The following is a 12,123-nucleotide window of genomic DNA, read 5'->3' as shown; positions in this document are numbered from 1 at the left end:
CTCACCCACGGCACCAGCTACAACGAAGCCACCGCCTGGCCAACCCAAGAAGCCATCGCCGCTTGACAGCTTAGAGCCGTGGGATGTCTAGGCCACGTGTCGCACATCAGTTGATTGGACATGTGTCGCGGATCAATTCTTGGGCGCCCTCTGGCGAGTATCCGTTCTCCGTACCTGGCTTGGCCTGCCGTTTGGGTGGTGATCTATGGAGCTTGGGATGCGCGTGCTCGTGACGAGACGGCGTACGACCTCTGGATCACCGGTGATGACGGCGCCGGTTGCTATGGGCCCGGCCAGGTCACAACTTCGTCAGGGCCGCCGCCCTGCTCGTGACGTCCGAGAAGATGGGTGCCTGTTCATTTCGGGACCCCGATCGGGCCCTCACCCACCCCTGCGATCCGGTTTTGGCGGACGGGGCAGGGAGAGGAAGGGGGCATGGATGAGGGAGCGCAGCAGGAACGAGAACCGCTGTCGAACCAATCCGGACGAATCGAGAAGGCGCGCCGCCGACGGCGGACGTTCGGCGCCGCACTTGGTCTCACGGCGGTTGGAACCTTCCTTCCCGGTAGTGGGCTCTTCGCCGCGGGTCGGCGCAAGATCGGATTGACGATCCTCGCGTTGTTCCTCGTCGGGGCGGGGTACGCGGCCTATCTTGTGCTGGCGGGGCAGCGAACCATCCTGCACTGGGTGGTGCAGCCCGGCGCGCTTGTCGTGATCAGCGTGGTGCTGGGCGCGGTGGCGCTGGCGTGGATGTGCGTCATCGTGGCGACCTACCGGTCACTGCGTCCCAGGAGTCTCCGCTGGTCCCAACAGGGCCTGGGCTACGGCCTGGTGCTGGTCCTGGCCGCCGTCGCCGTCACCCCGCTCGCGGTCGGCGGGAAGTACGCCATGGTACAGAAGAGTCTGGTCGAGAAGGTCTTCGCCAGTCCGCAGAGCAAGAGCGCCACCCGGCCGGTCCGGGCGAGCGCGGCGGACCCGTGGGCCGGCCAGGATCGCGTCAACGTCTTGTTGCTCGGTGGCGACGGAGGCCCGGACCGGATGGGCATCCGCACCGATACGGTCATCGTGGCGAGCATCGACACCAAGACCGGCAACACCGTCATGTTCAGCCTTCCACGCAACCTGGAGAACATCCCCTTCCCGGCGGGCTCGCCGCTCGCCGACGTCTACCCGAACGGCAGGTTCGCCGGCGGGCCGGACTCCGATCCGCTGGAGTGGATGCTGAACGCCGTCTACCTGAACGTCCCGCGCCAGCATCCGGGCGTCCTGGACAGTGACAACCCCGGTGCCGACGCCACCAAACTCGCCGCCAGCGGAGCAGTCGGGCTCAAGCTCGACTACTACGTCCTGGTCAACCTCAAGGGCTTCCGGCAGCTCGTCGACGCGCTCGGAGGGATCACGGTCAACGTCAACACCCGGGTCTCGATCGGGGGCGAGACCGACCGCAACCTGCCGCCGGCCGGTTGGATCGAGCCGGGGCCGAACCAGCACCTGAACGGCGCCATGGCGTTGTGGTTCGCGCGCGGTCGCTACGGCTCCGACGACTGGCAGCGGATGTTGCGCCAGCGCTGCGCGATCGACGCGATCGTCCGGCAGGCCGACCCGGTGAAGCTCCTGACCCGCTACGAGGCCCTCGCCCGGGTCACCAAGGACATCGTGATGACGGACATCCCGCAGGGCGTGTTGCCGGCCTTCGTCGACCTGTCGCTGAAGGTGAAGGACGCGAACATCACCAGCATCGCGTTCACCAACGAGATCATCAAGTCGGCCGACCCCGACTACGACCTGATCCACTCGCGGGTCCAGGCGGCCCTGAAGGCGAGCGAGGAGGGCAGGACGAGCGCGAACGTCGCCGACTCGCTGGAGGACGCCTGCGCCTGGAAGGGCGGCCCGACCGGCACACCCGCGCCGGTCCCCACCATCAAGCCAGCGCCGGTCAACGATCCAGCCAGCAAGCCGGCCCCGGCCAACCAGTCCGCAACCCGCTGACCTGAACCGCCCTGGGTCCGATGGAGGCTCTGGCTACTTGATTTCGGCCAGGGCCTTCTCGCCCTGCTGGATAGCGTAGAACCTCCCTTCGAACTCAGTCGGTGGTAGGTCGTCGAGGTAGCCGTGCAGCCGGCTGGTGTTGTGCTAGTGGACCCAGCCGAGGGTGGCCAGCTCAACGTCGTTGACCGTGTGCCAGGGCCCCGGCGTGCCGGGCCGCGGATGAGTTCGGTCTTGTAGTAGCCGTTGACAGTCTCACAGTCGTAGCTGTCGCCGACGGTGCCGATCGAGGGCACCGCCCCGATCTCGGCGCGCCGCTCACCGTAACGCACGCTGGTGAACTGATGTGGCCGGCCACTCGCCACCCGACGATCATCTGGAGAACGCGTCGATGATGATGCACACGTAGGCGATCCCGGCGAACGTGGGCACGTACGTCGGGTCGGTCATCCACAACTGGTTCGGTGCGGTGGCGGTGAAGTCCCGCTTGACCAGGTCCGGATGACGTGGCACGCCCGCGGCCGGCCTTGTGGTGCGGACCCGCCTGGCGCGTCGCGCCCCCTCGATCTGCTCGGCGCGCATCAGTCGGGCGACCTGATCGCGGCCAATGTCATGCCCGCTCCGGCGCGCGGCCTTCCACAACTTGCGAGCCCCGTAGACGCAGTAGTTGTCGGCCCACAGCTTCCGCAGTACCGGCCGCAACTCAGCATCGCGGAGCCGCGTGGTGTCCCGGGATCGGCCAGGATGGCGGAGACCGCCGGGATCCGGGTTGCACCGAGCGGGATCCGCGTGGCGACCAGGAACGCCATCGTGAACCACGGGCGGACGACCTGCGCGTCCTGCTTCAACAAGTTCGTTGCAGCCAGCACCCAGGTGATCGCCAGCCACGCTACCCACCAGACCGCCGCGATCACGGCGACTCTTGTTGCCGGCCTGCCGACGGCGAGTGCACCGCGGTACAGCGCAACGCAGGCCACCGCCGGGATTCTGACGGCTCCGGCCAGCACTAGCGCCCAGATGTAGAACGGCATTCGAACCCCTCTGATGATGGACAACCTGTTCGTTGCTGAATGGCCCGCCGGCTTGCGGCTCGTCCCAGCCTGAAGAGGCGTACTCCTCGAGACATCCGCCGGAGGACCTCGAGCAGGGGTTCTCGCGGCGGAGGTAACGGCCTGTGCGGTGGCGCGGATGCGGGTGACGTCAGCGGCCCAGCTGGTGATGTAGCCGATCGGTGCGTCGGTGGTGATGCCGTGGGTGGCAAGCAGGACGTAGGCGACGGATTCGGCATCAACTTCCGCGTGGCCGCGGTGGGTGTGGTACCCGTAACCGGGTGCGCAGTGCCCGAGGGCGATGTGGGCGAGCTCGTGGGCGAGGTGGCGGCCACAGCCTCGACGAGACCCGGGGCGCATCAGTCCGACCTGCGCGAACTCCCCAGGCGGTTCTACGCAGGGCCTGAAGTTGGGCGGTCAACTCGGATCCGCTTTGTCCCTCATTGGGGTTAGCTTTATAGGTCTGGCTCGACGGACGGACGGGGGAGCCGATCACCTCGAACTACGGAGCGGCCATAGTGTCACCGCTTACTCTGAGGGAGTGATTGGCGACCCTGCGCAGCGGGTAGAGCTTCTACTCCGCCGTGCTGGACGGGGCTCCGGGCGGACGTTGGCCGTCCTGATCTGCAGCGTCGCGCTGCTCACTGTGCTCGCCGTCGTAGCGGCGGCGCTTACCGACGCTCACGATCATGTCGCTGGGGTTGGAAGCAGGCCATGGGTTGCGTCAGCTTTTGAGGTAGGTCGCCCCAGCGTCGAACGGGTCGCCGCTGCCGAGGACGTCCTGCGCCGGCAGACCGTGGCTGTACGGGAGCAGGACCGGAGCGGGTACCTGGCGTCTGTCGACCCGCAGGCGCGTTCATCCCTCAGGTCCGCGGCCCTCACCTATGACAACCTGCGGCGGATGGGCGTGCGCGAGGTCCAATTCGGGACGCCCGTCGTCGATCCGAGCGGGCTGACCCCGGCACGGCGGGCCGCTTTGGGGCCGTCTGCCTGGGCGGCCAGGATCGACATGACGTTCCGGCTCCCCACGGGAGACACCGACCCGTGGAGGACCACCCTGCGCCTGGTCTTCGTCGATCGCGAGGGGACTACCTACGTGGCGAACGACAGCGAGGGTGGCGTGGCCAGCCCGCTGCCGCTGTGGCTGATCGATCGGGTGAACGTCGTCCGCGGGCGGCACAGCCTGGTCGTCGGTACGGGCGACGACGGGGAGCTTCGCGGCTTCGCGGACACCGCCGACCGCGCTGTTTCAAGGGTCAGCGCAGTGTGGGGAAGCGGGTGGGAGCAGTACGTTGTGGTGTTGTTGCCCTCGACCCAGGCGCAGATGGAGCGCCTCATCGGCGGCGGCGCGCAGACCCAGGCAACTGTCGCGGCGGTAACGACGTCGGTCGGACGGACGCGTCCCGAACGAGCTTCGCATATCGTCGCCAACCCGCGTACTTTTGACCAGCTCGGTAGCCTTGGCCGGCTCGTCGTCCTCACTCACGAGGCCACTCACGTGGCGGCGCACGCGACCGTCAGTGGTATGCCGGTGTGGCTATTGGAAGGCTTTGCCGATTTCGTAGCGTTCCACGGGTCCGGGCTTTCGTCCTCCGTAGTCGCTTGGGGGTTCTTGCGGGACGTTCGCCGCCGGGGCCCGCCGCGAGCGTTGCCGAGCGGCGCGCAGTTTGATCCCCGCGCCAAGGCCCTTGACGAGGCGTACGAGTCGGCGTGGATGGCCTGCCGCTACATCGCGCACCGGTGGGGCCAGCTGACCTTGCTGCGCTTGTACGTCGAGATGGACCACGCCGCGACGGAGGGCGACCAGTACCGCGTCTACCAGCGGGTGCTGGGCGTCTCGGCGGAGCGGTTCGTGCAGGGGTGGCGTTCCTACGTCGAGGAAAGCAGCGACGACGACTGAGGCGACCACGCCATCGACAAATTCACCGGCGCGTGCCCACAACTGTCGCCAGCTATCGAGAACAGCACAGATGGGCTCCACTCCGAGGTCCTGGCCCGCATACACCGCGTGACGGTTCGCGTCGATGAACGCGGCTACTAATCGCCCGGCGCAGCTCACGGTTCTCCTGCTCAAGCTCAGCGATCCGCACCGCCTCAGCCGAAGTCGCCCCAGGCTTCGCGCCGTCGTCGATGTCGACCTGACGTACCCACGAGCAATCTCCGTAGCGCCCAGCTGGTCCGCGACCCGCTGACCGTCCCATGCTCTCCGCCCAGCTCAGTCCGCAACGTGAGCACCATCCGCACTGCCGCGGCCCTCTCCGCTGGGCTGTACCGCCGCGTCTGTGTCGGGTAGCCGGGAACACCGTTAGATCCACAGTCCCGAGTGAGGGGCACCTGGCGGCCGTTGATCGATCTTGACCGTTACGGTCGGCGGCTGGTGCGTGCGATGAGGTTTGCCGCGTAGTCGCGGACGCTTTGGTGGGCGGTCTGGGCGTCATCCCGGAGGGCTGTCAGTGCGGTGTCGAGGTCGCATCCTCGTTGTTGCATGAGTATTCCGATGGCTCGCTCGATGAGGTCGCGGTCGGATACAGCGGTGGTCAGTTGTCCAGTGAGGTCGGTTATTCCCCGATCCGGAGCGGCTCAGCGGACCTCTGTTCCGTTGAGCGGGCCGGTTCAAATGAGGCAGCTGGTTCGCCTGAGCCAGCCGGTTCGCCCGAGGTCGCCGTGTATGTCATGCAGGCTTGGGCTCGCCGGCTTTGAGCTGGTCGGTGATGCCGCGGGCTTCGTCTTCGGACTTTCCGAGTCCGACCCAGCCGGTCATGAGCTGCCCGCCGTTGCTCAGCCCGACCCAGCGCCCTCGGGCGCTGTCGCCGTGGGCGTGCAGGACGATATATACGGTTCCCTTCGAGCGCACAGATCCGTCGGCGGCGGTGTACCAGCCCATCAGGATCTCGTTGTCCCACAGGCGTAGCTCGCCGCTCCACATGTAGCCGCCTTCGGCGGAGGTGCGGTGGGTCGTCGTGACGACGTGGATGAGTTCGACCTGCTGGTCGATCCTGATCTGTTGGGCGGTGACGTGCTGCTGGTGGTCCTTCGGCGTCTGCCAGGACGCCCACCAGTCACCGGTGAGGTTGATCCGACGGGTGGACATGCCGGCGAGTTCGGCGAGGGAGATGTTCAGTGCCTTCGCGATGGCGACGGCGACGGGAAACACCGGGTGTTGTTCGCCGGTTTCGTATCGCCGCCTGTGACTCATGCGACGCCGAGTTCGAAACCAGCCACAACGAGCTGCCGTGCGACCGCGACGACCTCGCCGACTTTGGCTGGGCCATCGACGGTGACAACGCCCTGTGCCCGGGCTGCGTAGCCCGGGAGGGCACCAGGCCCGAAGACCGCAAGATCACTGGGCTCGCCGACCGACGCGACGCTGGACGGCGCGGGTGACCGACTCGACGGTGACCATCACCCCCGACACCACACCGGTGGCGGGGGCGGTGGCCGTGGTCGAGACGATCCGGATCGTCGATGAGACCGGCGCGGTGTGGCTGCACACTCCGCCCCGGCCCAGGCCGGACGGCATGGACCTCACGGACCTGCGCGGTGCGGACAAACACGTCGCCGTGACGACGGCGATGGCCCGCGGGGCCTCACCGGACTACGGGCAGTGGCTCTCACGCGTCCGCTCGGCCGCCGGCTGCACCAACCCGGTCCGCCTGGCCGGGAAGTTCCGCACCGCCACTGTCAACACCACCAGAGGCGAGGTCACCAACGACGGCCCGGAACGCTCGACGGCCGACATGCCGGACGGGGTGATCTACAAGGCCTGCGGCAACCGCAGAGCGTCGGTCTGTCCGTCGTGTTCGGAGATCTACCGGGCCGACGCCTACCAGCTCGTCCTCGCCGGGATGCGCGGCGGCAAAGGAGTCCCAGAAACAGTCAGCGGGCATCCGGCGGTGTTCGCCACCGTCACCGCCCCCGGGTTCGGCATCGTGCACACCCCCCGCACCAACAAGAAGGGCCAGCCCGCACTCTGCCGGGCCCGCCGCACACCGGAGATCTGCCCGCACGGGATCGACATGCGCTGCATGACCCGCCACTGCGAGGGTGATGAGCGGCTCGGTCGGCCCCTGTGCCCGGACTGCTACGACTACGACCACCACGCCGTGTGGAATGGCCTGGTCGGCGAACTGTTGCGGCGCACCACCATGAAGGCCAACCGCGAGCTCGGCAAGTGGGCCCGCCGCCACGGCCTGACTCAGCAGGTCGTGAACCCGAACACAGGCAAGGTCGAGTCGAAGGTTCCGGTACGCATCTCGTTCGGGAAGGTCGCGGAGTTCCAGCGCCGCGGCCTGGTCCACTTTCACATCCTCGCCCGTTTCGACGGGATCCACCCCCTCGACCCCGACGTCGTAGTACCTCCGCCGGAGTGGGCGACCGTGTTCCTGCTCAAATGGATTCTCGAACGCGCCGTCGCCGACACGACTTGGCGCACTCCGCCCCTGGTTGTGCACGGCCGCCGCGGACGCCTCCTCGTCGACCGCCCCGACGGGTGGCTACTCCGCTGGGGTAACCAGGTGGACGTCCGCCCCGTCCGGCTGCGCGGTGAGGACAAGCTCACCGGTGAACGGGTAGTCGACGAGCTCGACCACACCGACCAGGCCAACCAGACTGACAAGCACGGGCGCCGGCGGCTCCTGTCCGGGCCAGCGGTGGCCGGCTACCTCGCCAAGTACGCCACCAAGGCGACCGAGGCGGCCGGGCACACCTCCCGCAAGATCACCGAAGAGTCCATCGACTTCTACGCCAACAACACCCACCCCGGCCGCATCATCGAAGCCTGCTGGCGGCTCAGCCAGAAAGGCCGGCAACCCGCGGACGAGTGGCGCGGCGGCTGGTACTACGCCCTACGCAGGTGGGCGCACATGCTCGGCTACGGCGGCCACTTCTTCTCCAAATCCCGCCGCTACTCCACCACCTTCAAACGCCTCCGCCAAGCGCGTGTCGACTACCGCCGCGCCCACCACGAGTCATCGGAGCACCTCGAGGAGAACGAGGTCCTGGAAGTCATCGGCGAACTCGTGTTCGCCGGTTCGGGCTGGCACACCACCGGCGACGCCATGCTCGCCAACACCGCCGCCGCCATGGCACGCGAACAACGCCAGACCGGACGGCTGGAGATCGCAACATCAGGTTGACACGCACGACCACAAGCAGGGAAGGAGTAACGCCGCATGGAACAGCTACTACTGACGACGGCGGAGGCCGCGGACCGTCTTCGCATCGGCAAGAGCACCTTGTACGACCTGATCAGGTCCCGGCGCCTGCGGACGGTGAAGATCGGCAAGCGCCGGCTCGTGCCCGTCGACGCGCTGCCCGAGGTGATCGCCCTCCTGGTCGAGGAGGAGTCGGCGGCATGACGGAGCGGCAGCGGGAGAATCGCAAGCGCCGCGCGAACGGCAACGGCACCGTCTACCAGCGCAGCGACGGGCGCTGGGTGGCGCGGGCGTACGTCCTCATGCCAGACGGCACGACTGCCCGGCGTGACTACTACGCCACCAGCGAGAAAGCCGCGAACCGCAAACTCGTCGAGGCGATGTCCAGGTCCCATCAGGGGATTCCAGCCGAGGCCACAGGCTGGACTGTCGAGCGGTTCCTGCTCTACTGGCTCGAACACGTCGTCCGGCCAGCGCGTAAGCCCAAGACGCATCAGGGCTATGGCGTGGTGGTGCGCGTGCATCTGATCCCACAGCTGGGGCGGAAGAAGCTGCACCGGCTGACCGGTGTCGACGTCCGGCAGTTCCTGGCCAGGCTCCGCAGCACCTGCCTGTGCTGCCTGCATGGTGTCGACGCTCGGCGGCCTGTGGGTGAGCGGAGGTGCTGCGCGGTCGGGCGGTGTTGTGAGCGGGTCCCGTCGGCTCGTCTGGTCCAGCAGGTGCACTCGGTGTTGCGGAACGCGCTGCAGGCGGCCGTCAGGGAAGAACTGCTGGCGCGGAACGTCGCGAAGCTCGTTCAGGTGTCAGCGCCCACGTACGAGGTGAACCGCGGCGTCGGGGTCGCCGAGGCTAGGAAGTTGCGGGCCGTCGCCGAACATGACCGGTTCTATGCGCTGTACGTTCTGGCGCTCTACGTCGGGCTGCGCCGCGGTGAGCTGCTCGGGCTCCGCTGGGAGGACGTCGACCTCGACGCGGGTCTGCTCGAAGTGCGTCGGAGCCTGCAACGGGTCGACGGTCAGCTCCAGTCGGTGACACCCAAGACCAGAACCTCGCGGCGGACGGTGCCGCTGGTCGGAGTCTGCATCGACGCGCTGAAGGAGCACCGGGAACGGCAGGCCAGGGAGCGGCAGCTGGTCGGCGACACGTGGGTGGAATCCGGGCACGTGTTCACAAGCGGGACCGGGACGCCGGTGGAGCCGGACAACCTGCGGCGCAGCTGGTACCCGATCCGGGAGGCAGCCGGGCTGGAAGGGGTGCGCTTCCACGACCTGCGGCACAGCTGCGTCACTCTGCTCCTCGAACTCGGCACGCCCCCGCACATCGTCCGGGACATCGTGGGGCACTCCGACATCGACGTCACGATGACCATCTACGCGCACGCCTCGCTGGAGGAAAAGCGGGTAGCGCTGAGGAGGCTCGATGAGCGACTCCAGTAACGCCGGCGGACGCTGTTGGCGTCAGCGCTGGCGTCATTCCGGCCAGCACGGATTCGCGTTAAAGGTGAACCCGCTGGTCAGTGGTGGTGGGCAGGGGCGGGGTCGAACCGCCGACCTTCCGCTTTTCAGGCGGACGCTCGTACCAACTGAGCTACCTGCCCATACAACAAGGTGATCGGCTGTGCCGATCACCCAGCGACCCCGACGGGACTCGAACCCGCGGCCTCCGCCGTGACAGGGCGGCGCGCTAACCAACTGCGCTACGGGGCCATCGTCATGCCTTGTTGCCTTGCGACGTTGAATGCTATCGCACTCATCTCGCGTGCCCCCAACGGGATTCGAACCCGTGCTACCGCCTTGAAAGGGCGGCGTCCTAGGCCTCTAGACGATGAGGGCAAGTCCAGCCGGATCTCTCCGCCGTCAGGGACCGCACAAGTGTATGGGTAGGCCGTCGGGCGGGCCAAACCGGGCACCCGCGAGCGTCCACGCTACCTGCACCAATGCCGCTGACCTGCGGATTCGTCCGATCAGGGACGATACGGGCCCGGCGGGAGCCCCAGGGCGGCCGGCCGGATCACCCAGGGTTCGGCTGCCCCTGCCTGGCCGGCGCACCAGCCGGGGACGAGGTGTCGGACGGAGTGCCCGGCGGCGACCCGCCCGGTGTCTCGCCCGGGGTCTCGGTGGGTTCGTCGGTCGGCCACCGGGTGATCGTCGGGGTCGGCAGCGGCGAGTCGGGGTACGGCCCGGTCGGGGTGGGCACCGGGCTCGGCGTGGTCGCCTTCTCCGGCTTGACCTGGTGGCGTTCGATCTGGGCGGACGTCAGCCCCAGTCCGCCGAGGGTGATCTCGTCCCAGGCCTCGAGTTCCTGCGTCGACTTGTCGAGGTACAGCACCGACATCTCGATCGGCGCGGGCTTGGACTTCTCCAGCGCCCGCAGCCCGGCCCCGCCCGTCGTACCCTCCTGCATCAGCAGGCTCCCCTTGGGCAGCGTGAGGTTCAGCCGCTTGTGGGCGTGCCCGGTGAGGATCAGGGACGCCTTGCCGTCGATGATCGAGGCGCCGGCGCTGTCGTGGTAGACGATCGCGTCGATCGCCGGCCGCGGGTTGAGGATCGGCTCGCCGTTCGGCCCGACCGTCTGGCCGGGCGAGGGGGTCGCGGCGGGCGTCTCCCCAGGCGTGGCAGTGGCGTCCGGAACCGCCCCGGTCCGCGACGGCGGCTCGTCCTTGTGGGACACGTCGTATTTGTCCGCGACCCTCCCCAGACCGATCGCCTGGCGTACGACGGCCTCGGTCTCGGCCGGGATGTTCCGATTGCTCCGGTCGGGGGTGAAGCGGGGATCACCCGCGCCCAGGAACGTGATCCCCTTCACCGTGCGCACCGACCCGTCCAGCACCACGACGTTCGGTAGCGCCTTCATCGCGCCCTCGGTGACCGTCGAGTCGTGGTTGCCGCGCACCCAGACGTAGGGCACCTTCAGCGACGGGATGCGGTTGAGGAAGACGTTCTCGGCGGCCGTCCCGTGGTCGGTGATGTCGCCGGAGTCCACGATCACGTCGACACGGTACTGCTTGACCACGGACGCGATCACGTCCCAGGCGTGCTCGCCGAGGTGCAGGTCCGAGACGTGCAGGACGCGGGTGACGTCGGAGTCCGGCTGGTACGCCGGCAGCGTGGCGGTGACGTCGTACAGCTTGGTGACGTTGGTGACCAGCCGTACGAGCTCCTTGGAGTACGCGTCGAAGTTGTGCGCCAGGTCCGCCGCGTCACCGATCAGCGACGGGGCACCGGTCAGCAGCCCGGTGTAGCGGGGCTCGGCGATCGCCCGGGGATGCAGGGTGAGCCCGGCGAAGGAGTAGATCCCGGCGATCGCCACCGCGGCCGCCCCGCCGGCCACCAGCGTCGGGCGCGGACGCCGGACCGCGATCAGCGTCACCAGCATCGCGCAGGCGATCCCGGCGACCAGGCCACGCCCGGCCGTCGCGTACACACCCCTGCGAACGTCGTTGATCACCTCACCCTCCAGCCCGGCGAGGAGGGTCGGGTCCTCGAAGATCTGCCTGGCCGCGTCCTGGTTGATCCGGTCTACGGTGACGTCGAACTGCAGCGGCCCGTCGTGGCTGTTGATCGCCAGCGTCCCGAGCGGCGGGAGCGACAGGACCGACTCGCCGTGCAGCGACGGCACCAGCCGCATGGACGTCTCCACCGGCCCGATCGGCCGGCTGGTCGTACCCAGCACCGCCATCCCGAACCACGCGCCGGCGCCCGCGAGTAGCACCACCCCGGCGACCATGGCGGGCTTTCGGAGGTACGTCCCGAGAAGGACGAGGAGTCGCGCCACTGCCCGTACGGCGGTGGTCACCGTGCGCCTGAGCGCGTCCGTACGGGCAGCGAGATCGGGTCCGTTGGGCTGCTGGGGCTCGTCGGGCATCCCCACCGTTGTACCCCACGATGCCGACAACGTCGTCCGGTGCGGCGGGGGAGCCGGGCCCGTACGGCCTG

At 68.2% G+C, this 12,123-nt stretch carries 8 protein-coding genes, 3 tRNA genes and 2 pseudogenes; 5 read left to right on the top strand and 8 right to left on the bottom strand.

Translation table 11 applies throughout. The features are described from left to right. Positions 1-435 precede the first annotated feature (435 nt). On the top strand, positions 436-1,989 hold the full coding sequence (locus tag ABZV93_RS24285) for an LCP family protein (RefSeq protein WP_354939995.1): 1,554 nt from the start codon (positions 436-438) through the stop codon (positions 1,987-1,989). A gap of 33 nt (positions 1,990-2,022) precedes the next feature. Here ABZV93_RS24285 and ABZV93_RS24280 read toward each other — a convergent pair. Then, positions 2,023-2,703, bottom strand: a pseudogene (locus ABZV93_RS24280) (IS3 family transposase); the annotation flags it as partial. Between the two features lie 1,233 nt (positions 2,704-3,936). Between ABZV93_RS24280 and ABZV93_RS24275 the strand changes: the two are divergent. Next, the gene (locus ABZV93_RS24275) at positions 3,937-4,935 is read left to right on the top strand and encodes a hypothetical protein (RefSeq protein WP_354940007.1); all 999 of its coding nucleotides are present in this window, start codon (positions 3,937-3,939) and stop codon (positions 4,933-4,935) included. A 57-nt stretch (positions 4,936-4,992) separates the two neighbouring features. On the opposite strand, the pseudogene ABZV93_RS24270 reads toward ABZV93_RS24275, so the two are convergent. The 3 genes and pseudogenes from ABZV93_RS24270 to ABZV93_RS24260 form a co-directional block, all read right to left on the bottom strand. After that, positions 4,993-5,369: pseudogene (locus ABZV93_RS24270) on the bottom strand (hypothetical protein); the annotation flags it as partial. A gap of 27 nt (positions 5,370-5,396) precedes the next feature. After that, complete coding sequence (locus tag ABZV93_RS24265; RefSeq protein ID WP_354940001.1) at positions 5,397-5,576, bottom strand: ANTAR domain-containing protein; 180 nt, start codon at positions 5,574-5,576, stop codon at positions 5,397-5,399. A 130-nt stretch (positions 5,577-5,706) separates the two neighbouring features. Next, complete coding sequence (locus ABZV93_RS24260) at positions 5,707-6,189, bottom strand: hypothetical protein (RefSeq protein ID WP_354939992.1); 483 nt, start codon at positions 6,187-6,189, stop codon at positions 5,707-5,709. Positions 6,190-6,415: 226 nt separating this feature from the next. On the opposite strand from ABZV93_RS24260, the gene ABZV93_RS24255 reads away from it, so the two are divergent. The 3 genes from ABZV93_RS24255 to ABZV93_RS24245 are packed head-to-tail and all read left to right on the top strand — an operon-like array spanning position 6,416 to position 9,624. Continuing rightward, positions 6,416-8,170: a replication initiator gene (locus tag ABZV93_RS24255; protein ID WP_354939989.1), complete on the top strand. Its 1,755-nt coding sequence runs from the start codon at positions 6,416-6,418 to the stop codon at positions 8,168-8,170. A 36-nt stretch (positions 8,171-8,206) separates the two neighbouring features. After that, complete coding sequence (locus tag ABZV93_RS24250; RefSeq protein ID WP_354939986.1) at positions 8,207-8,392, top strand: helix-turn-helix domain-containing protein; 186 nt, start codon at positions 8,207-8,209, stop codon at positions 8,390-8,392. Further along, complete coding sequence (locus ABZV93_RS24245; protein ID WP_354939984.1) at positions 8,389-9,624, top strand: tyrosine-type recombinase/integrase; 1,236 nt, start codon at positions 8,389-8,391, stop codon at positions 9,622-9,624. The genes ABZV93_RS24250 and ABZV93_RS24245 overlap by 4 nt, the downstream gene beginning before the upstream one ends. 84 nt (positions 9,625-9,708) lie before the next feature. Here ABZV93_RS24245 and ABZV93_RS24240 read toward each other — a convergent pair. From ABZV93_RS24240 to ABZV93_RS24225, 4 genes are all read right to left on the bottom strand, one after another. Then, positions 9,709-9,785, bottom strand: a tRNA-Phe gene (locus ABZV93_RS24240). A 35-nt stretch (positions 9,786-9,820) separates the two neighbouring features. Then, positions 9,821-9,894: transfer RNA gene (locus tag ABZV93_RS24235), tRNA-Asp, on the bottom strand. A gap of 53 nt (positions 9,895-9,947) precedes the next feature. After that, positions 9,948-10,020 (bottom strand) — tRNA-Glu (locus tag ABZV93_RS24230). 178 nt (positions 10,021-10,198) lie between these two features. Beyond that, positions 10,199-12,052 (bottom strand): metallophosphoesterase, encoded by a 1,854-nt coding sequence (locus ABZV93_RS24225; protein WP_354939981.1) that lies wholly within the window; start codon positions 12,050-12,052, stop codon positions 10,199-10,201. Between the last annotated feature and the right edge of the window lie 71 nt (positions 12,053-12,123).

The sequence above is a fragment of the Actinopolymorpha sp. NPDC004070 genome, from assembly GCF_040610475.1.
Taxonomy (GTDB): domain Bacteria; phylum Actinomycetota; class Actinomycetes; order Propionibacteriales; family Actinopolymorphaceae; genus Actinopolymorpha.
Note: the sequence above shows the minus strand (reverse complement) of the source record. Positions and strands in the feature narration are given on the sequence as shown.